Genomic DNA, 21,227 nt, shown 5'->3' with positions numbered 1-21,227 from the left:
TGATCACCCATGGCTCATCTCGCACAACCACACTGACGCCTAGATGAGCGAAGGCACTGCAGCAGGTTTCCTGTCTTAAGGGCCTCATGGTTGTAGAGGCCCACCTGGCAAACCTTGATCGCTCTGGGCCTAGGCGTTGCGCTTGCGAATCGAGTTTTCGATCCAGCGCTCCATGTTGGCATGGATGTCGGCGTACACGGCCTTGCTATCCCATCCTTGCGGCGTGATCAGCTCGACTTGGCTCGACAGCTTTCCTGTGCCGCAGTCGATCATATCGAACGGGTTTGGGCCGGGCCTGGATGGTTGGCTTTGAGTATCGAGAAGCTTGTCGATGCGGATACCGAGAACGCCCTTGCCAGCATTCCAGCCTTTGACGATCTCCTTAAGCACCCAAGGACGCTGAGCTGTCTCGGAGCCGACGAGAACCACGACGCAGCTTTTGCCTTTCATATTCTCATCGATCCAGGCCTCGATGGATGCTGCACCTTTGCGCTTGACCTCTTCCCACTCGTTGGGTCGGCAGACGTTCTGGCCTTGCAACGCGCCCATCTGGCGGATCTGGTGGGTGCGCCAGAAATCGTTGTTGAAGTGAAAACTGAAAAATACGTTTCTCGCCATCTGGTACATCCCTCGCAGTTAGGTGGTTAGTGAATGTACCCCGGCGCCTAAATGCTGGCAAACGGACATTTTTGTTGGAAGATCAAGCGAGCAGCGGTCGGCCTGGTTATGAACTGAACCCTATCTGCCGAACTTAAAAGGCTTGAAGTTGGCGGCACAAAAGCCGCTGGACGTCAGGCCTGCTGGCAGGCAAAGTCCGCATCACTTTAGTGGATACCTAATGAAGGGCAAGAGGCTGGATTATGGCATTTTTCACTCAGGCGGATGCGCGCGCTGCTGCGAAGCGTGCCCATGGCCATCGGAGCATCAAAGCGGTCATCACCGAGTCGCTGGAGTCCTACAAGGCAGCAACGAGCTTCGACATTTTCTTGTCTCATTCCAGCAGTGATGCGGAGCTGATAATCGGTATCAAAGCATTACTGGAGGAGAATGGGAAGCGCGTGTATGTGGATTGGGTGGACGATCCTGAGCTCGACCGCAGTCGTGTTACCAAGGACACGGCAGCCAGATTGCGCCATCGCATGGTGCAGTCAGAATCACTGTTCTATGTCGCTACAGATAACGCCACGAAGTCCAAATGGATGCCCTGGGAGCTCGGATTCTTTGATGGTTTGAAACGCAACAGGGTTCGGATCCTCCCAGTTCTAGCATCATCTAATCAGAGTTTCGATGGGCAGGAGTATCTGGGTCTTTATCCTGTCGTCTCAAAGGATGAGCTGGAGGTGGGTTCAAGTGCCAAGGATCTCAAGCAAGCGATGCGTATGCTGCAGGAGTCTGGCCGGTTCCCGCTGAGTGGAATTGGCAGGCCGCGCTTCTGAATTTGTAAGTGCTGCCCTATTGGAGGCCTTCCGCGAACTGAGAGCTTGGCGGGCCTTCAATGGAGGCCAATTTCAGCGAAATGAGGTGCAATCCAGATGCTCGACTCCGCCTCCATTAACATCGGCCGATCACAGTCAAACCTCAGCCAATAAGTATCGCAACCGCCAGCGGGTCATCAAAACGCCCTACGCTGACTGGTATGTCTCCCAGCGCGATCCTTCCTGATGCTCAGTCGATCTCGTCAATCCCCGAAGGGGCTAGTGCCGCTGTAAAATCCCTTGGAGGCAGTAACGGCCAGAACTGCCCCCAAGCGATTGCACAAATTTAAGGAGCGACACCTGGTGTTCAGGACGGTCATGGAATTGATTTTCTCAGTGAGCGTGGCTATGACGGTGTTCGCTGTCGTCTTGTTACCGTGCATCATCCTCTGCCTGGGAGTGCTGCTCGTACTAGGCATCGATGACAGATTTGTGAACCCTGTTGTGGCTTACGTCGCGTTCCCAGAGGCCGTTGTCATCAGCGGGTATCTGCTGCTTCGCTACTGGAGGCAAATCACCGAATTCGTGAGGTCGATTTCACCGTGACGCCTCTCGTGCTGATCCATCGATTGCTCGCGTTAGGCTCCCGCTGCGTCGAGTCAAGCTAATCGCTCACCTCCGCGATCATGAGTTCTACACAGGCGTCGCCAAAAATAGCGTATTAGAGGCTACGACTAGCAAATCAGATCTTCCGTTTACTTGTAATCGCCATATCATGATGATGATAAGATTTGCCTAAGCCTAAAAAGTATATTTGGGTGAGGCAGGTTAGCTGCCTCACAAGCCTCGGTGGTTGACAGAACTCAATTGGAAGCACTGAGTGCGATCAGTTACTGGAAAATGTCACCTCCGTGTTGTCGGTGTCGGTGTCGGTGGAAATGTGCGCAAAAACTTTACATCCGCTTGGAGGGGTTTTTTCCTCCCAAGAAGGTTTTCGTGAAGATGTAGTTGTAAGGCTGACATTGGAGAAGCGCAAGCCTTTTGGTGGGATTGATTCGCATGAAGTAACCCCGTACGCTTCAAGCGCTAATAATGAAAGAGTCAGATCAAATGGTGAAACTAATTCAAGCCCACTCCCAGGAAGATTCTCGAATTCACAAGAGTAATAAAATCCATACGTATCGATTTCGGAAGTCATCACGCTCACTAGCTTATCGCCACTAGTAACTGGGATTGGCTTAGTATTGCAAATTACCTTTACTTCCTTAGGTTTGTCTCGGGCGCCATTTACATACCAACTAGAAACCGTCCAGCCTCCTTTATTCCAAGCAAGCACAGGCTGCAAAATAGCCTTGTCTGTTGTGTTTTTGAGGCTGGTTTGTAATCCATTAAACAAAAAAATTACTTTCTGAGCGTCTTGTAGAGTAGGAGCCTCCGGAACAATAAGTTCGGAGCTAAAGCTGCTGATTCGTTCACTTGCTTGTGCACGATGTAGATCCAAGTCCCAGATAACTAATCCGGCGTAGCCATCCAGTTTGTAGCTTTCTTGTGAATTTTTTGAGAGTAACTGTTTAGGATTATCAAAAGAAGATTTTCCTGGGAACTCTGTGATGTTTTTCATCTGCGCCTCGTAGTTTAATTAAAGTCCACTAGAGAAAAGCCTGGGCTCAGAAAAACTCCCTGAGGACGAGGCTTGGCTATTGAAAAATAGTAGACGTTAAACCCAGAATGCAAAGTCCCCAAGGAGCAAAAGATGTAGTTACATAAGTCCTAGCTATCGAACTCTACAGGCTTAGTCGTATAATGGCTATATGTTATATAGCTAATGATTATTAGGGCGGCATTAATTAGATCTCACGCTTCACTGCACTTGTCAACCGAGCTGATTTTTTTGGGGCATGATTGTTATCAAGATCATTCAGGCGGGCTCCCCCAGTACGTGCCTTACGCCTTGATTCAGTTAGACATCGAATAGGTAAACTGAGCTGTCAGGTGATGCTCTGCTTTGAGGCTGGCAATAGACACTCAATGACCTAGTCTGTCGCGTTGGCGAGCAAATCAATGCGGTGATTCGAGATCCACGCTCATTAGAGTGCGTCATAGAGCTTGTGCTCATCTGGATTTAGTTTAGTGCCAATCGGCTGACAAGAATGATTACTTTTTGGATAACTGCTTGATTATATTGATAAATAGCGCTTTGCTGCTTCTCATCAAGCTTATTTCTTTTGGCTGAGACTCACTGACTCAATGAGCAGTTCTTGAAATTCACCCTTAAAACTACCCTGGCTTGCTTGACAGTCAGTTAGTGGTGGGCTAAGCCAGTAATGAGAAGTTCTGATCATCCTATCGCATAAGAGGCTACATTGATGACCACTCAAAAGAAAACCCCGAAAAAGCTGACTCGTAAGGAAGCTGAGATGGGCCTAGCCTATGACGTGGTGAAAAAATACGGATTGCCGCGTGGTGAGGTAGTCAAAATATTGAAAGAAAAGGGGGTTAATTCAAAAGTCATTGACGAACTGTCTACTAGGCTTGTCCCCTATGGTCATACACCTGTACAGCCGGGTGACAATTGACATGCTTTGGTCAAAAGAAAAAGCCCTATCTCATTATAATTATTTGTCGGGAGAATTAAATAATCCTAATGTTTTTTTTGAATCTAAAATAGGTGCAGATTTATGGATCGATGGCTACGATGCTTTGGCCTCAACGAATAGCATGCTGTTTTTGCACTACCTTGATATCTTTGAGAGTTTATATAAAGAGATTGCGCGAGCTGACGTCGAGCAAGCGACGGGGCTCTATAATGCTTTAGATAGCTTGCTGCTTGTATGTGCTGAGGCCGGTGAGGCAGAGTTTATGCACGCCTTGGCAGTGGGTATTTGCATAGCTAGTAGTCATGGTGTTGTTCCAAATATAGTTTCTAGTCAGGGAGTTATAATAAATGATACCGTAGTAACTCTGCTTAGCCCGAATTATCGAGCGATTCGTTTAGCGGCTTATAATTTGGGTGTGGTTATACGCTTTCAAGAAGAGCAAGACGACAGAAAGTTTTCCCCTCAAAGTTATAGGGTTTATTTTGGTCGGCCTTTGGCGGTCAAGGGGCGGTTATGGAAATGCCAATTTTATAACGTAGGGCACGAAGCCGGCCACATTGTATACTTTGGTGATGGCTACCTTTGCCGGTATGGTGATCAATACGAAACAGCCCAAGCATTTTTGGCCGCTGAAGAAAGTTTAATTGGTGTTGACTTGTTGATTTACTCAGAGTTAGCAAGATTTGGCCACAATCTACACTGCTTGAATGAATTCGGCGGCATAGACATTGCCACTGGAGAGCGTTTCGATCAGAGAGTGGCTATTGAGGTGGCCCAAGATAAAAACCTAACTCCCATCTTGCAAGATTTATTGCGACGAGTTGCTCTATTTGAGTTGGATGTACGTTTAGGTAGGTTGCCAAGTAAGGTTTGTCCCGATACTGAAGAGTTTGAAATCCTCGACAAATGGGTGGGGTATGCTGCTCGGCGTAAGCATATCGACGGCTCAATTGAGATGGCTGAAAATTTGTTCAGGAGAACTGATACTGAGTTTGGTGTAATTAGAAATATAAGGCTGTATCACTCAGATAATATGTCTCGCGCTCGAACCGATGTATTCCATCAAGGGGTGATTTACATGGATAGTGCTATTCCAGAAATAGACAAAAAAGCTAGGAAAAAAAATCTAGCACAGCACTCGAGAAGAAGGTCGCGAACTAAGGCTAATCCATAGAGGGAAAATTGTGGAAGTCTCAGAGGAGCTTGTATGGAAGATTGATTCAGTTGACGGTCATGTAGTGTCCGAGTGGAGGTTCAAGAATAGAGCAACTCCAAGTCGCACCTCTTTTTTTGGTTTTACTGAGTTTAATGCGCAGCCGGCTTTTATTAAGCTGGCGAATCCTGGTTCGCAGTATAATTCCACGCTAATTGAAAAAGAGATCGAAATCCTTAAAGCTCTAAATCACCTGAATGTCGTCAAGCCTCTTGCGTCGGGATGGCATAAATTTAGAACTATTTTGGATGATGTAATCAATGTCCCATATATTATTATGCCCGCGTATGCCTCTGATTTAGAAGATCTCATAATATCTAATGGCCTACGGAAGTGGGAGGATTTCATAATCATTGCACAGGAGGTTTTTGAATCTATAAAATATATTCATCAAGTCGGTGTAATACATGGTGATATCTGTCCTGCCAATATTCTGATTGGTGCTCAACCGCAGAAAGGCACTGCGAGTTTCAAGCTTTGTGACTTTGGTGCGAGTATAAAGATAGGTGAGTGTGTTTCGCTCCGTAGGGGCGCAATGTATTATCATACTCCACCAGATGAGCATTTGTCTTTTGGGTTTGATTGGTTTAGTTTTGGAGTATTGCTGTCGAGGCTGTCTTCGCGTGATGATATATGGCACTGGTTTATTTCGTCGCGAAATCAAGCGTTGACATTTCATCCATGGGTACCTGTCCCTGCCCAGGATGCGCTCACTGAGGCTATAAAATCTTTTACTAGCCATTGCCCTGGCGAAAGGGAGTCTTATTCGAATGTTTTTATAAGTTCAATTCGGGGCTGGAAGTAAGTCGTAACTCAAGGCGTGCACTCTGTAAATTAATTAAGCTATCCATGTGTGTTTTTATAAAAAGGTGGTGCTCGACTTCGTGAATAAATTGTAAAAGGGTGTGCTGTTGCGGTTTGCCTGAGTAGAAGCTGTAGTGGCAGCTAATTTGTGCCAGTAAATTCTTCGACAATGCGGGCGTGTTATGCATGCCGTTAAACTCAGGGGTTCCCGATAAAAGCAACGGGTCGTTCAGTTAGGCATTCCTCGCCACCACTACCTTGCCAAGCAGGCTGCGGTAAGCTAGTCAGCATTCATTTCACGCCATGGGTTTATTGGTTAGAAGTATATCGATCATTTTTCCCGACACTGAGTGCCGTTAGCCAGATTGCTCAGGCTGAGCTGGGCCTCGAGCTGCTGGCACATGAAGGGAGACGTCGTCGGTCAGCCCTTGATAACGCACGTTGAGGCCCTTGATCAAGTAGCGGTTAGTCCTATCAAAGTCCATGGCATCGTTCCCGCCATGGTTGCCAGAGCGGAACGTAATGAGGTTCATTTCCATAAGCAGGGTGATCGCAGGACTCACCGAGTGGCGACCCACACCCGTGTAGTCAGCGATCATGTCGTAGCTGATCACAGTCAAGCCGTCGCCCTTAGGATAGTCGCGGCGGCGCATGGCCAGTAGCAAGATGTAGATCTTGAGCGCCTGCAGTGAAACGCGCTTGTTGAAGCCAAAAGCCTTGAGCTTCACCAGCTTTGTTACCTTGTGCTCACTCGACTGATCTTGTTTCGGCCCACGGCCTTGGTAGAGCCAGCTTTTAGGGATCTTGGCGAACCCCTCATCCTCAAGCCATTTCTCGACATAGATCAGTGAGCCGTCCCTGGTCTTCCCAGTATCACGGCGAATGTACCCAAAGCTCTCAAGCACTTCGAGCGAGCGTGCAATCACATTCCGCGAATGTCCAACCAAGTCACAGAGCTCTGGATACGTCGTCTTGGCGATTCCTGTTTGGTAGTTCGCCCGGGTGCAGATGGCCAGATACACCTTCAGAGCAGCTAGGGAGGTGTTGACCGTCGCCAGGTCAACGTTCCCTTGGTCGTTCACCTCGCCGAACTTAACCAGTTCCTTAGACATCGCCCACCGATTAGGCATTTTTGCCCAGCGGAGATCAGGCTTTGGCGCACTCATTTACCGTTCCTCAACACTGCCAAGCTAAGGATCAATGTGACGCAAAGGGCCAAAATTAGTGGATTAGTCGAGTTAGCCGCCTCGACAAGGGCAATTAGGTTAGGCATGGCAATAGGCTCCGTTCCGTGATGAAGCAGAATTTACAGGGACGTGGCCGTCTGTATCTAGATATAGGCGCGTTTGTATGATGGCGTCTAGGCCACAGGATTAGCGGTTTCTAGAAGGCTATAGCGGAGGCCTATTAGTATTTTCTAAAGTGTTGCAATCAATCAAAAAATGCTTTTTGATGGCAAGGTTTTATTTTTGAAGTCGAAATCCAAGGATTGAAATGGCCGGCATCGATTTTCCTATCAACGAGCGGCAGCTGCAATTCCACCTAGAGGTGGCTGAGTGTGAAGTCCGAGTCTTGGCTCAAGCTGACGGCTACACCTTGCAGGTTGGGCATTCCGACCTAGCGCACACCCTGTTCACACAGCGCGGCAACCCTAGGGTGTTCAAGAATCTCACCACCGTAGCTGCCTTTCTGAAAGAGAGGGGGGTGAAGATCTTTTCGGTGATACTCGAGCAGATCGCGGCTGCTCCAGCCTCTGGAATCGAGGCCGAGTTCGAGAAGAGGTTTGTTGAAGCAATGAGTGGTGCCGAACCGCCCCGTCAGCGTCCGTCTCGTCGATCAATGGACTCGTTCAGCCTTGATAACGACTGGGAGGACGATGACGATCTGGTTTAGCAAGCTGCCGGCTTTCCCATGTGTGAGCAATCCCTAGCTAGGCAACAGACTGCGCCCGCACCTGGAAGCAGGCTATCGATTGCCCGTGGGCGATATAATGTGTAAGTCGCTAATACGGGCTCGAAGAAGCCGCCTATACCTTTACTCCAACAGGCTTCCTATCAGGATCATTGAAAGGACTCTATTAGCAAGTCGGTGCTCCGACAGAAAGCTACGCCGGCGTCGAATCGCGGATGTTCAGAAACATGAAACCGTGCCATGCAAGGCCAGAGGACGCTCTTGCCTCAGCTCAAGAGTATTGGTGTAATCCTCAACAGTTGTGCTAGCCTGAAAAGTTCTGCCGAGCAGGGCAAGCACGTACTAACGTGCTTCACCAGTCTTGATCCCAATATGAGCAGAAGTCGTCGCAAAACCCCGATACGCGGTATTACCTCAGCTGCAAGCGAGCGTTCCGACAAGCAAGCATGGCACTGTAGTTACCGTACAGCTGTACGCCGGCAGCTCGCGAATGATCCTGACTCTGAGCTCCCTCACCCTCGTCAATTTTCTGATCCTTGGCGCATGGCAAAGGACGGCAAATCCTATTACGGAGTGAGCCGACGCGACGAGAAGACTCTGAGGAAATGATCCTCGGCCCTGGCCTAGCCGCGCATTGATGGATTGTCGGCATTAGGAACGGATTGGTGCGGGGAGGGTGGGACGCGCTTAAAGGGCAGTTCACCGCAAGCCAACCGCAGAGTTACAGCAGGGTCTAAGGAATGATTTGGTTTCTCGGTGATGTGCATGGGCGTTTTGATCATGTCATTAGGCTGGTGAAGCTTCATCGCCCTGAGGCAGTGATTTTTCTTGGCGATCTTGAGTGCAGCTTGCCACTCGACACGATCCTGCGTCCGATCCGTGGTTTCACTGAGATCTGGTACATACATGGCAATCACGACACGGATCAATGGAGCTACTGGCACAATCTGCATGGCAGCGACTTCGCTGACCGTAGCCTGCATGGCCGTGTAGTGGAGATTGCTGGCCACCGCATAGCAGGACTAGGTGGCACCTTCGAGTCGCAAGTCTGGCTACCAGGTAGCCCTGATACCGGCGTCCAGAATTATGAGGACTTCCTCCAGCGCCTAGCTCTCAGGCCGCAGCATGCAGACATCGTTGCCACCAAAAAGCAGCACGCGCTTTCTGCTATCTACCCGGACGACTACTTCACGCTCGCTATGGAGAAAGCAGATATTCTGGTCTGCCATGAGGCCCCTAGCTGTCACCCATACGGCTACTCAGAGATCGATGATCTCGCCCAGGCAATGGGCGTGAAAATGGTCGTGCATGGGCATCATCATGATTCGCTGGACTACAAATCTGAGTGGCCCCGGCTAGGCTTCGAGGCGTATGGCGTTGCATTCCGGTCACTCATGGCAATCGACGGCTCGGTCATAAGCTGAGACATGAAGTGGTTTCCCGCTTCGTTGTAGCAATCGACGCTTCGGGCTCGCAGAGTCCGGCTGCTTCGTCTGCATTCCTTCTAGGCAGAGCGACCAGCGAGAGCAGCATACCGGATGCCAACCATTTAGCCGGAGGCTTTGTGCGATGGCCGAGTAGGGGCATGAAGAAACCCGCCGAAGCGGGTCTCATATTAATGTGGTTGTACCTACGGCTGGTAAACCCTCAGTCTTGCTCGTCGAAGACTTCTTCGTCTATGTCATCGTCAAGCTCGTTGTAATCTACATAATCAGTCATGGGCACGTCTTCCGTAGCGCAAGAAAAATAGCATAGACGGATTCTGTAGCTCGCGATAGCTTTCCCACTCCATCTTGAGGGCCCTTGGCGAGGGCGGATGGGCGCGTTCAGCGGTCTGCGCTACCTGTTCCCTTACCTCTTTTGAGCGGAAACAATGGGGGCGTGAGGTGCGACTGAATTTGCAGGCCCTTTCTCCCGGAGTAGCTGTGACGGGGAAGCAACGCCTCGAGTATTTGCGGTTCGGCCGGAGCCCTCTGGCGGGTGCTTGGACAAATCGAGCTCTAAAAGCCAGCTCTGATAAGGAACGTGGAATGACACTATGATCGCGGGATCCCGCCGCACCTCCTGTCACGAGCCTGGCAGCGGTGGACGATAATCGGGGTGTCCCTCGGTGCGCTCGCCGCAAGCAGAAGCCCAGAAGTATTTCGCATGATGCTTGTATACGTCAGTGGCGTCCGATAGGTCGAATGCCAGACCCTGAACCAAGCTCAACAGTAAACTCATGATTTCGAGATTGTCTTTGTAGAAGGACTCAATTTCGTCATCGGTCGCCCAAACCGACGGCCCACTGTCCTTGTCTTGTTGAGTCGGGGTATCTGATCCCACTATTGCTATCGGTGCATTTGGCAATTGCCGATGTGCGAGATGTTGGTGACGTAGAGTCCTTAGCCTCTGCAGAACCTCGTAGGCTGTTCCGTTCATGCTGTACTTATCGATCAGTTCAAGTACCTGATCCCGTTTGGGTGTGAGAGCCTCTCTCATGGCGTTAGGTGTGAATCTGGATTGAAGACCTATGCGGTCAGCTCGGAATTGAATTAGAGCTTCAAAGAATTTCTTATCTCGAAGGCGATCAGCGATCAGGCTCATCCTCACTGCTTGCTTGTTGGTGTCCCATACTCGCATCAGAGCCATTAGCAATTCACGACGTAGCGACAAACGAATGATCTCGAATGCATGTGCAGCATAGGAAGTACCGATGCGGGCATGAAGGGCGGTGTCATATGCAGCAGGCCGCCACGTCTCATGGAACATGACTGCCAGTTCGATCTCCTGCCTGGCAGTGTCGACACTACTCCTCACGCGCTCGATCTCTTGCTGGGTATCGTTCATCTCTGTCATCTATTAGCTAAATTATTCTGACCGAAACGCTCAAATATGACACAGTCTGGGCGATTTTTCGGAAACGCGGTCATGGGGCAGAAGCCCCAAGGGGGAGCGGCAAAGGTGGGTGAGGCGTTGCTGGAGTACATATGGGTCTAACGCCAAAGCTAAGGGGAGAGGGGGGCTGAAGTCGCCGTTTCGGCTCGAAGAGTCCGGCTCAGAACCGAGGGGCCTCGACGTGGGCCCCGGGTTGTTTACGTTGGCTTGAGGGCGACTAGGCCTCGCCATCATCCTCTTTCCAATCATCATCCTCGTCTTCATGAGTACCAGCCGCACTCATCAATTCATCTGACTCATCTAGGCCCTGGACGAAACGGCGCACCGTATGGGTAGGAGACTGAATCAGGTCTAAAGACTTCCCTTTGTAGACCATCATGATCACCCGAGCCATGTCGATGTAATACTTGTACGTCGTCTCCATCCTCTCATGTCCAAGCTGATCCATGATGACCTGTGCTGTAGCTGGGTACAGAACCTCCATTGGATCGGTAAGCAGCCTATCCCCAAATGTCGTAATGATGTGCTGTGTAGGCCACCAGTGTCTTGCCTGGTAGAAAACAATATGTGGCCGAAAGGCTTTGCCATCACTGATCAGTTTTTCCTTGGCGTCGTTCGTTCTTGACGCAATCATCTGCTCAGTGACCGGAATACCCTTTTTGTTCAAAAATAGAATGCTAGGAGGGCACTCATGCCCAAAGCGAGCCTTATAAAGCTTTTTCCGTACCACGTAATAGGGAATAATGTAGCTCTTTTCGAGTTCCTCTAGGTCTTCCATGTTGATAACGATGGAGCGATCCTTATTACCTTTGCTCTCCAAAACCATGTAATTGGTAGTAGGGCCCTTTTTGGTCATTTCTGAATAGGGGAGGATGTGTTTGTTGTCACCATTTCCTATGTAAGGAAATTTTATCAAATCCATTGGGCGCATTGCTGTGCCCAGTGCGAGCATGAACAAGCATGCGTAAACAGGGTCAGAGTATGCCTCAAGTAGCAGTTTGATCTCATCGTCAGTGATCAAAAAGTCGGAGCGGCGTTGACGGCTTTTTTTCTCGAGAACACGGATGTTGCTTGGGTCAATTTTAAGTCTGCTTGTTGCTTGGATGTAGCTCAGCATTTTCTCGGATCTAAAATTGGCCTGCCATGTTTTAAGCTGTACATCGACATTGCTTAGAAAGCCTTTGCCATTTAACCAATTGAAAAATATAAGCAGAAGCTTGGCGTCTTCCCAAGTGGTCTCAAGTGTCGGACTCAGTGCCATCTTGTCCAAGCGATCAGCCTGTCGTTGCACCTGCCAGCGCTCTATATCTGTGTTGTCGGCAAGCATATGGTACACGCCGAGTTCTTTTCCTTTCATCTTCTCCTGAGTCGAAAGAAAACGGTAGAACATAGATATAACTATGGCATATCGCCGAGATGTCTTTATGGATTGGCGGGTTTTCGCATAAAGGAACATATTTGGGTGGCTGAGTAGTACTTTTTTACCTTTCTGATGAGCGATCAGAATGCAATGTGTAACGTCGGCTGAGGTCGCGACGCTGTTGTACTCAATCAGCTTGGTGGAAATGGATAGCGTCATGGGAAGCCTTATGCACTTAGCGGAGGTTCAATCGCCCTGTTTGATTTTGTAAGTGACAACTGTGTCAAATCCCCACAACATATTGGGGGTGTCTGCAGTATCAGCACCTTTGATTTCCATAGGCGGAAGCGGAAATTTCTGGTAGATGAATACACGCTGGGCTTTCCGCTCGCTGTCTAAGCTTAAGTAGGGTGTATGGATGCTTTTTCTGAAGTCAGAGGGTAGATTCCGGATAAAGCTTTGAACCTCGCTACGGCTGAACAGAGGAAGCCTCACGATTAGGCTTAACTCTTCCTCTGTCGCTCTGTAACGATCAACAAAAGTTCTAAATCTTGAAATGTACCTGTCAGCGAAGATGACGACATGCACATTCGGGGTGTCCTGATATTTGTCGAGCTTTTCCCTAACCTTCTTGATCTCAGCAGATTTCGCTACCTCAAAATCCTCGAAGCTCATCCCCCGCTGGAAGGACACGCAAAGCGTTTCGATGTCCACGTCAAAGGCCAACTTGTCTTGCTGCGGCGTGCCGGACGTTTGAGCGCCGGTCGGGCCTCCAGGCAAGCTCAGCTTGAGTTCCAAGGCATGAATCTGCTTCAGCAACTCAGCGTTGTGCAGAGTCTGCTTCTCCAGCGCTATCCTCATCTTGTTGCTCTCCAGCAAGACCAGGTCAGCGTTCATTAGGGAGGTGATGTGCGAATTCTCAGCCTTCTCCAATGCTTTTACATGATCGACCATGAGCCGCTCGATACGCTCTAGGTACTTATTCTCCACAGCATTGATAGCCGTTTGGGTCTGGACTTGGGCCTTCTGTGCATTCCCGTTGGCAAGATCAGCCACATCACGCTTGCCCGCAATGTAAGGTTTCAAATCGCTGTAGTACCTATCCAGCGCTTGACGACTGATCCCTGCACGATCCGCAACATCTACCAGCTTCAGCCTGCCTCTGCCACCCGACAGATAGTGATCCAGGATGATATTCACGATCACCCCTCGACGATCGCTGCCATCACTACCAACAGACCCAACCCCGTCCAACCGGTTGCTACTCTCCTCAGTTCTGGGAAGGGCAGTGATGCTATTTGGCACATTTTTAAATGACACTAAGCGATTAGACATGCTGCACCTCAATAAGCTGCGACGCTGAATGACCAGTATCTTCTAGATTCTTAAGGTGGTATTGAATCGACGCGATGCGACGATGAAGTTCATGCTCCGCTCGCATATTTAGCTTACCCTGGGCCTTCTCAAGCACAGTCGTATAGAAGGTCGAGTTATCTTGCAATGCCTGCTTCGCGGTCTCCAATACAATTATTTTTCTGCAGTCAAGCTGGCAGTTAGATGGATCAGGCATGATCAGTTCACTTTCTACCTTCCTACCATGCAAGCAAGGCGGCAGGTTCATCTGGGTGAAATGTTCCCCTGTCAAGCAGTACGTACCCACTGCAGTCCTGCGCACAAACAGGGGCTCACCGGCTGCAAGAACGTGCGTGATATAGCTCATAAGCGAAAGCTTCAGTTGCTTCCCAGTAAAATCTTCAGGACGCTTGAAAATCTGCTCGTAAATCCGCTTTGCCGTATCGCCCGAATAACCGCCAAACTTAATGCCTGCCACAATTTCGTGGAACTCTCGGGTGTAGCTCTGCTCAATAGCGATGGCCACCGTCCGTACCATTAGGGGGTTTCGAGCAATGTAGCTTAGCGTCATGGCATAGCTTTTATGCCCAAACAGTGCCCGGATTATATCAATATTCCTCTCGTCGCGATTGATCAGGATCTCAGCAATCGTCTTTCTAAAGCGATGGCAGTGTAAACGCTCAATGGGTAACTCGGCCTTCAGTTGGTTTATCACTAAAATAACTATGCCAAGCACATCTTTTACGACGGATTTCGTAGAGGAGGTACTTTGGAATAAGTATCCAGCTTTGGCAAGATTACCAATATTTCGTGCGTCCTCGAATTTGCGAATCATATCCCCGACAAACTTCGGGATCGGTAACTTGTCTTCTTCTCCGTGGGTAGGGCTTGGCGCCGTCTTGCTGCGGATTATTCGAAGCCAATAGTCGCCCTTGGTATCCGTGGTTAAGTCAGAGAATTTCATAATTGCGAGCTCTGACTTTCGAGCTCCAGTAACCAGTGCGACAAGAATGAAAATAGCGCACCTGACTTTATCTAATGCTGCTGAGTAAGGTGCAACCCATGTGTAGCCGAAATTTTGTTTACCACCCTTCAGATGCTCTCTTATGTTGGGCTGCATGACGATCTTGTCGTCGATGATGATGGTCGTTTTATTTTCAAAATCTAAATCTCGGTTTGTTTTATTAATGAGGTTTCGATGGTGTAGTATTGTGCCGGACTCTATCAAATAATTTTTGAGGTCTATGAGTTTCGGTAGGGCTTCTTCTAGCCAGAACATTGAGTAATCGACTAGTACTTCAAGATCTTCCTCTGAGTAACTAACCCAAGCCTCCATCGTGCCTCTGAAGGCTTTCTGGAAGTACGTCTTCATGCGATCTCGAGACTCAATCTCCTCAAGCTTAACCTCTAGCCTGAGCTCTGCTGGAATGAGCCTGTGTTCGGATAGTTGTATCCACAGTCGGATAAGTTTGTAAAGCTCGAAAGCATGTGGGCGAGCACTAGCATCACTTGCGGCTTCAAGTGACTTAATGAGTATTGGTGCTGAGATCATTTTTATGTATTGAGGCTCAGCTGTAAGTTTGTTGGGCTCCAGGATGTACTGCTCAATCAGCCTGTAGTTTTGCCCGTAGCAATGAGTTGTTCGGTATGAGCGAATGAAACGAAATGGAGAGATTTCAGGTATTACGTGATATATCAAAGCCCGTTTCAAAGCGTTAGAGCCAGGAAGGATTCTATCGAATTTCACGTTGTTGGCGCCGGACTGTCTGCCGCGCTTTAAATGCCAGTTGGGATCAAGATAGTTGGAAGTATCACTAATCGGGAAATTTCCGTCTGTGGCTTCGAGCTTGTTCACAAGCGAGGTAGAAGGTACCAAAAGTTTGCATTCAGCCTCCTCCTGCAGAGCCTCAAGCTCTTCCAGCTCAGATTCCTCTTCATCATCATCCATATCTTGGAGTAGTAATTCATCGTCACTGAGATCTTCCGCGTCTTCAGTGAGGTCAGCGTCCTCTTCAATAGCAAGCGACTCGTCAAAAAGATGACCCTTTTTAGATGTCTTCATTTATTGCTCCACGCTTGCTAGTATTTTGGGTTGACGTGAGTTTGATGTTCTTGAGATGTGTGCTGAAGGGCAAGATGTTGCTTCACACATTGTAGTCTTCACTTTCGAAAATGATCTCAAGAATGCTCAGGTCGCTTGGCAGTAATGGGGAGTTATAACGCCTGTATCTCGCCGCAGCTTCGATTTCATCTTCATCGCCCCACTCGTCGAGAATAAACTGAATCACGTTTCGTTCAGCCGTAATGCGGGAGCTACCAGTATTAGTGTCACCATCCAAAAGCTCGCTCAAATGGGCCTCTCTTTCCATGAGGTAGGGCAGAGAATCCTCAAAGATGCGAATTTGGCTGCAAAAAATGCAGTGCTGGATAGCAAAGCACTTGCTGCCAGTGCTGGCAATAATTTCAGAGCCTAGCCAATCCGGATTTTCTTGATTGGCACACCCCCATAGCGGCTTATCTTTACCTGGGATGTGAAAGATCTTGAGCTTTGCAGATGCGTCAGCTTGAGCACGCTTTCCAAGTAGCCCCGTAAACTGTTTAGTGCGGAGCAGTGTAATTACTTCCTCAAGCTCTGAGCGCAAGCGCGATAGACGCTTTTCCTTGGCCGCGGCGGAGTTGTCGTAAAAGATGTCGGTGGTGTCGCGATCCTGATGGCCCATGGTCATCGAAAGCAAAGCTATAGGGTTATGCTTCTTTTTATACAGCAACCATGTTGGGCGCAGTCGGCCAGTTAGCTCAGATGTTCTGGTTAAACGTTTCCCATCCTCTGTAACCTCATACAGCTCAAGGAAGTGCTTCACGCCAAGGCCAAAAAAGTTTGGAAAAGCACTCGAGGTGTGTCGTCCTAGTCGGCACCACTCGCCCCAGCCCATCATGTGAAGGAATAAATAGTTGGGCCCCTTCATGGCTCCAGCTGGTGGTATTCTATCAAGTGGGTACTTGGCTAGCGGTTCGGAAAGCTCTCGCGCTATGTGAATTAGGTTGTAAAAACTAACCGGATCATCTGAGCGTGTTGGAAGGCTTATTCGCTTTGGAGCCTCGAACGGCTTTCCTTTGCCTTGCGAACGAAACTTTTCTGACCAGACTACTTTGATAGCTGATTCTACAGTGCCGGTCATGAAATGCTCAAAATCGTCTTTGTCGATATTAAGAGTCGTTTCTTTGTTCCAGCCGGATTGGAACATCATGAAAATCAGAATGGCGACCATGTCTACTCGGGTGGGGTAATACAGTCCCATCAAATCGTCAACGCTGCCCCGTTTGCCAGTAGCGTGCGGGTTATGGCCTAGGTATGCATGATACAATATCAGCTTGACGGGGCAGTCTTCGTGAACTGAATTAACGCCAGAGCTTTTATAGTTTTCTGTAATGTCTTTAAGGTCGTATTCGAAAGGGAAGCCATAATTAAGAAGAGTCTTTATAGCTCTCGGGTAGTCAATTTTCCAACTTGAAAATCCAATGGCAAACGGATTTTTATAACTTCCAAATGCGAAGTTGGAAATGTCTCGATCATAGATTTCCTTGAATGCACTAAAGTAGTATTTCTTTTCGCCGGCAGCGCGTAACTCAGGGTCGTCGCTTTCCTTTAGCCGTTTTTTAAGTAGTTCCTCGCCAAACCTTGTGCTTGGTGCGGGGTCATTGGACAAAAAATGCCTATACCAAGCGAAAATATTATGCTTAGTCGCTGGAGGCTTAACTGAATCCATGATTTCTTGAGCAGTGTATGGGAGAGCTGCTTCAGCTAACTTTCTGAACTCAAGCTTTTCTCGGATTTTTTCGACATGTGCAAGCAGCGCTTTCTCGAGCGTGTCAAACCCTTCGGGGCTTAGCGGAGGCCTTCCTTGTCGTTTACCGTTAGGTATTTTTGGTAGTTGAATCAGCGGGATTTTGCCGGTTTCTCTCGCGAAGCCCTGGATTGCGCCTTTCAACGCGACTACCGATGCTAGTGGGGTGCCTTGGTCTAAAATATAATTGATAAAGCCTACGAAGACCTCGACACTAAGATCGGATAGCGAATTTACTCGTAAAGGAGCGGGCTGGCCTTTATTGAATAGGTTTACGTAGTCCAGAAGGTGCTGAATCCCCGCCCTCAAAGTGTATGCCAATGTGGGATTGCGCTCAGGTGTGTACTCTCGGAAAATTAAGTCCAATGACTGACAAAGCGCTGAGTCGGCTCGATAGTTTGGGCTTAACACATAGCTGCAGGTAACCGATTTTCCACTTCGAGTGAGTACTGTGGGAAGCGTGGGCTTTTTGGAGCTGTCTCCTTCTCTATTGGAAACAGTTTGTTGGGAGTCGATTTGAAGCTTGTTGAACGCAGTCATCAGTTCTGTCCAAAAAATTACAATGGCTGGTTGATGACAGCATTAACGCTTGTTTGATGGCGTAGCCAGGCCTCTTCGACGCTCTTCTCTAAATCCCTCAGAGAACCATCGTTTACTATCAGTACATCCTCTGGAGGTTGCGCGATCCCATGCTCAGATGAGTGCTCATTGACCTTCTTGAGGTTCGGGCGGGTGATATGCCAGATTTGCCCGTTATGAGAGCGTAGGAACGCAGCCTCGTTCTCAAAGCGGATGTCTTTGAAAATGACCGTAGACGCTTCAGCAGGGATTTGGCCGCGTGGCTTGAGGGGTTCCACTGGGCGTGCATTTCGTCTCGAGTCGAAGTTAGGGTACATCTCATACGTATGGCGCTTGATTAGCTCTACAGCATCAGCAGGGGAGAGACCCCATACAGGATCTTGGATGGAAGATTTTTCCGCATCCAGTAGCTGCTCATCTGAGAGGTCGAAGAACGCTTTGGCCGCCAAGGTGAAAGGGCTATGGGCCTCTTTACCTTTCGCACCTGACGTTGAGCGGTGCTCGTCTACTGCCAGATGGGGAGGATTGATTTCACGATCTGCTCTCATCAGCCAGTGCTCTGGGTTATGATTGCGCATCCACTCGGTTCCAACGGTTTGGAAGAACTCTCTCGGCGAACGCCCCCACAACTCTATCGTTTTCTCCTTTAGGTCATCGCACCAGGTTTCCTCATCCGTCAAACCGAAGAGGGCTTGGCAACCGACTTTCAAGGGATCCGCCAGAGCGAAGGCGGCTACGCCTGGGTAGCTCAGGAGCATGGACGCTACGGTGTCTTTCCCTGACCTTGCCAGAGCCGCTAGGCCGATGATCGTTCTCACAGAAAACTCCTTGGTTCCGCGCCAGACCCCTGATTTTATTAGGGGTTAACGGCGTTTACGTTTTGTAGAAAAGGAAGATAACCCGACAGTGTTTACGTTTCAACAAAACCGAAAACAAGATGCCACCTATGCCTATCAGGGCGGTGGGCGCGGGTTGTCGGTCGAGCGTATCGCCACCCTGGAGCAATTCGTCCAGGGTGATCTGCGTCCGGACCTGACCTTGGTCTTCGACCTGCCGGTGGAGGTGGGCCTGGCCCGTGCTGCCGCCCGCGGTCGCCTGGACCGTTTCGAGCAGGAGGGCCAGGCGTTCTTTGAAGCGGTACGCCAGGCTTACCTGCAGCGCGCCCAGCGCGAGCCTCAGCGCTATACCCTGCTCGATGCAGCGCAAACGCTGGAGGCCGTGCAACGCGCCATCGATGTGCTTCTACCGGCGATTGTGGAGCGTTGCCGTGGCTGACGCCTACCCTTGGCAGCAGGCCCTTTGGCAGCAGCTTGCCGGCCGCAGCCAGCACGCGCATGCCTACCTGCTGCACGGGCCGCAGGGTATCGGCAAGCGGGCCATGGCCGAGCGCCTGATGGCCCGCCTGCTGTGCCAGCAGCCTCAAGGGTCGGATGCCTGCGGCGGGTGCAAGTCCTGCCTGTTGCTCAAGGCCGGCAGCCACCCCGATAACTTCGTGCTTGAGCCTGAAGAGGCCGACAAGCCGATCAAGGTCGACCAGGTGCGCGAGCTGGTGGCGTTCGTGGTGCAAACCGCGCAATTGGGCGGGCGCAAGGTGGTGCTGATCGAGCCTGTCGAGGCGATGAACATCAACGCCTCCAACGCGCTGCTCAAAAGCCTCGAAGAGCCTTCTGGCAATACGGTGCTACTGCTGGTCACGCACCAGCCAAGCCGCTTGTTGCCGACCATCAAAAGCCGCTGCCAGCAGGTCGCTTGCCCGCAGCCAAGCCCGGCCCAGAGCCAGGCCTGGCTGGCCGGTGCATTGCCCGACAGTGACGAGGCCGAGCGCGACGAACTGCTGACGCTGGCCGCCGGTTCGCCATTGATGGCGGTCAGCTTGCAGGCGCAAGGCGTGCGCGAGCAGCGGGCGCTGGTGACTGACGGGGTGAAGAAGCTGATCAAGCAGCAGCAATCGCCCAGCCAGCTGGCCGATGCCTGGAACGGCGTGCCACTGCTGCTGCTGTTCGACTGGTTCTGCGACTGGGCGCACCTGATCCTGCGCTATCAGTTGACCCAGGACGAGGAAGGGTTAGGCTTGGCCGATATGCGCAAGGTGGTGCAATACCTGGCGCAGAAGAGCCGCCAGGCCAAGGTGCTGGAGGTGCAGGCCTGGATTCTGCAGCAGCGCCAGAAGGTGCTGGGCAAGGCCAACCTCAACCGCGCCCTGCTGCTCGAATCGCTATTGGCTCACTGGCTGCAACTGCCGGGTACCCGTTGATTTTTCATTTTTAAGTGTGCTGTTATCCCATGCTCGTAGATTCCCATTGCCACCTCGACCGTCTTGACCTGAGCGCCCACCAGGGCTCGCTCGATGCTGCCTTGCAGGCGGCCCGTGAGCGCGGGGTCGGGCATTTCCTGTGTATTGGCGTCAGTGCCGAAAACGCCGGTGCAGTGAAGGCGCTGAGCGAGCAGTACGCCGATGTCGATTGCTCGGTGGGCGTGCACCCGCTTGACCTGGCGCCGGGCGAGACCCCTGCGCTGGAATGGTTGCTGCGTGAGCTGGCCCATCCACATGTGGTGGCGATAGGCGAAACCGGGCTGGATTATCATTATGAGCCGGAAGCTGCCGAGCTGCAGCAGGCTTCGTTCCGCCTGCACCTGGAGGCCTCGCGCCAGACTGGCAAGCCGGTCATCGTGCACACCCGTGCGGCACGTGCCGATACCCTGGCATTGCTGCGAGAGGCGAGCCTGCCGCAAGCTGGCGTGCTGCATTGCTTCACCGAGGACTGGGAGATGGCCAAGGCCGCGCTGGACCTGGGGTATTACATCTCGCTGTCTGGCATCGTGACCTTCCGCAATGCCGATGCCCTGCGTGAGGTGGCTCGTCAGGTGCCGGTCGACCGCTTGCTGGTAGAGACAGATTCGCCTTACCTGGCGCCTATTCCGCACCGAGGCAAGCCGAACCTGCCGCAGTATGTGCGGGAAGTGGCGGAGTATGTGGCTTCCCTGCGAGGTGCCAGCTATGAGCAGTTGGCGGAGCAGACTACGGCCAACTTCAAGCGGTTGTTCCCGTTGGCGCGGGTAGCCTGATGCTCGGCGCCTTGGTTGTGTGAGCGCCAGCAGGAAACACCCAAAAAAAACCCGGGTTCTGGGGGGGGAATCCGGGTTAAGACCATTAGGAGTAAAACAAAGGTACGCGGTCCCTGAGCACCTTTATCGGCGCGCCGCTCGGGGGGGATGCGCCGCACCAACACTTCAAGTATTGGTCAGGTTTGGCGCAGTGCCAGCCTATATTGG

The 21,227-nt window shown here is 50.6% G+C and carries 18 protein-coding genes and 1 pseudogene; 10 read left to right on the top strand and 9 right to left on the bottom strand.

All coding sequences use genetic code 11. From position 1 onward, the window contains the following. Positions 1–129: 129 nt before the first annotated feature. Positions 130–618: a TIR domain-containing protein gene (locus P0Y58_22345; protein WEK29607.1), complete on the bottom strand. Its 489-nt coding sequence runs from the start codon at positions 616–618 to the stop codon at positions 130–132. A gap of 242 nt (positions 619–860) precedes the next feature. Between P0Y58_22345 and P0Y58_22340 the strand changes: the two genes are divergently transcribed. Beyond that, entirely contained in the window at positions 861–1,436 is a 576-nt protein-coding gene (locus tag P0Y58_22340; GenBank protein WEK29606.1) for a toll/interleukin-1 receptor domain-containing protein, read from the top strand. A gap of 357 nt (positions 1,437–1,793) precedes the next feature. Continuing rightward, positions 1,794–2,021: a hypothetical protein gene (locus tag P0Y58_22335; protein WEK29605.1), complete on the top strand. Its 228-nt coding sequence runs from the start codon at positions 1,794–1,796 to the stop codon at positions 2,019–2,021. A 280-nt stretch (positions 2,022–2,301) separates the two neighbouring features. Here the strand turns inward: P0Y58_22335 and P0Y58_22330 are convergent, their stop codons facing one another. Further along, positions 2,302–3,036, bottom strand: a complete 735-nt coding sequence (locus P0Y58_22330; GenBank protein WEK29604.1) for a hypothetical protein — start codon at positions 3,034–3,036, stop codon at positions 2,302–2,304. A 745-nt stretch (positions 3,037–3,781) separates the two neighbouring features. On the opposite strand from P0Y58_22330, the gene P0Y58_22325 reads away from it, so the two are divergent. Genes P0Y58_22325 through P0Y58_22315 form a run of 3 tightly spaced genes read left to right on the top strand, consistent with a single transcriptional unit; the run spans position 3,782 to position 6,030 of the window. Continuing rightward, entirely contained in the window at positions 3,782–3,991 is a 210-nt protein-coding gene (locus P0Y58_22325) for a hypothetical protein (GenBank protein WEK29603.1), read from the top strand. 1 nt (position 3,992) lies between these two features. Further along, a complete protein-coding gene (locus P0Y58_22320; protein WEK29602.1) occupies positions 3,993–5,186 on the top strand; it encodes a hypothetical protein in 1,194 nt (397 codons plus the stop codon). Between the two features lie 10 nt (positions 5,187–5,196). Further along, the gene (locus tag P0Y58_22315; protein WEK29601.1) at positions 5,197–6,030 is read left to right on the top strand and encodes a protein kinase family protein; all 834 of its coding nucleotides are present in this window, start codon (positions 5,197–5,199) and stop codon (positions 6,028–6,030) included. A gap of 355 nt (positions 6,031–6,385) precedes the next feature. Here P0Y58_22315 and P0Y58_22310 read toward each other — a convergent pair whose 3' ends face one another. Continuing rightward, a complete protein-coding gene (locus P0Y58_22310; protein WEK29600.1) occupies positions 6,386–7,195 on the bottom strand; it encodes a hypothetical protein in 810 nt (269 codons plus the stop codon). A 328-nt stretch (positions 7,196–7,523) separates the two neighbouring features. Here P0Y58_22310 and P0Y58_22305 point away from each other — a divergent pair, with 328 nt between their 5' ends. Together P0Y58_22305 and P0Y58_22300 are read left to right on the top strand one after the other, a co-directional pair. Beyond that, positions 7,524–7,922 carry a hypothetical protein gene (locus tag P0Y58_22305; GenBank protein WEK29599.1) on the top strand — a complete coding sequence of 133 codons (399 nt, stop codon included), beginning with the start codon at positions 7,524–7,526 and terminating at the stop codon, positions 7,920–7,922. Positions 7,923–8,680: 758 nt separating this feature from the next. After that, entirely contained in the window at positions 8,681–9,364 is a 684-nt protein-coding gene (locus tag P0Y58_22300; GenBank protein WEK29598.1) for a metallophosphoesterase, read from the top strand. A 643-nt stretch (positions 9,365–10,007) separates the two neighbouring features. On the opposite strand, the gene P0Y58_22295 is transcribed toward P0Y58_22300, so the two are convergent. The 6 genes from P0Y58_22295 to P0Y58_22270 all read right to left on the bottom strand — a co-directional run bounded on the left by P0Y58_22295 (position 10,008) and on the right by P0Y58_22270 (position 18,772). Next, positions 10,008–10,769, bottom strand: coding sequence for a hypothetical protein (locus P0Y58_22295; GenBank protein WEK29597.1), 762 nt, complete (start codon positions 10,767–10,769; stop codon positions 10,008–10,010). Between the two features lie 265 nt (positions 10,770–11,034). After that, positions 11,035–12,396 carry a site-specific integrase gene (locus P0Y58_22290; protein WEK29596.1) on the bottom strand — a complete coding sequence of 454 codons (1,362 nt, stop codon included), beginning with the start codon at positions 12,394–12,396 and terminating at the stop codon, positions 11,035–11,037. Positions 12,397–12,423: 27 nt separating this feature from the next. Beyond that, a complete protein-coding gene (locus P0Y58_22285) occupies positions 12,424–13,377 on the bottom strand; it encodes a hypothetical protein (protein WEK29595.1) in 954 nt (317 codons plus the stop codon). A gap of 127 nt (positions 13,378–13,504) precedes the next feature. Then, positions 13,505–15,592, bottom strand: a complete 2,088-nt coding sequence (locus P0Y58_22280) for a tyrosine-type recombinase/integrase (GenBank protein WEK29594.1) — start codon at positions 15,590–15,592, stop codon at positions 13,505–13,507. 82 nt (positions 15,593–15,674) lie between these two features. Next, positions 15,675–17,915 (bottom strand): hypothetical protein, encoded by a 2,241-nt coding sequence (locus P0Y58_22275; GenBank protein WEK29593.1) that lies wholly within the window; start codon positions 17,913–17,915, stop codon positions 15,675–15,677. A gap of 17 nt (positions 17,916–17,932) precedes the next feature. Further along, a complete protein-coding gene (locus tag P0Y58_22270) occupies positions 17,933–18,772 on the bottom strand; it encodes a deoxynucleotide monophosphate kinase (GenBank protein WEK29592.1) in 840 nt (279 codons plus the stop codon). Positions 18,773–18,890: 118 nt separating this feature from the next. Between P0Y58_22270 and P0Y58_22265 the strand changes: the two are divergent. The 3 genes and pseudogenes from P0Y58_22265 to P0Y58_22255 all read left to right on the top strand — a co-directional run bounded on the left by P0Y58_22265 (position 18,891) and on the right by P0Y58_22255 (position 21,020). Further along, positions 18,891–19,229, top strand: a pseudogene (locus P0Y58_22265) (dTMP kinase). Beyond that, positions 19,222–20,208: a DNA polymerase III subunit delta' gene (locus tag P0Y58_22260; GenBank protein WEK29591.1), complete on the top strand. Its 987-nt coding sequence runs from the start codon at positions 19,222–19,224 to the stop codon at positions 20,206–20,208. Before P0Y58_22265 ends, P0Y58_22260 begins: the two are co-directional and overlap by 8 nt. Before the next feature lie 29 nt (positions 20,209–20,237). Then, on the top strand, positions 20,238–21,020 hold the full coding sequence (locus P0Y58_22255; GenBank protein ID WEK29590.1) for a TatD family hydrolase: 783 nt from the start codon (positions 20,238–20,240) through the stop codon (positions 21,018–21,020). Positions 21,021–21,227: the final 207 nt, after the last annotated feature.

It is taken from the genome of Candidatus Pseudomonas phytovorans (genome assembly GCA_029202525.1).
GTDB lineage: Bacteria > Pseudomonadota > Gammaproteobacteria > Pseudomonadales > Pseudomonadaceae > Aquipseudomonas > Aquipseudomonas phytovorans.
This window is presented reverse-complemented; position numbering and strand designations above follow the sequence as displayed.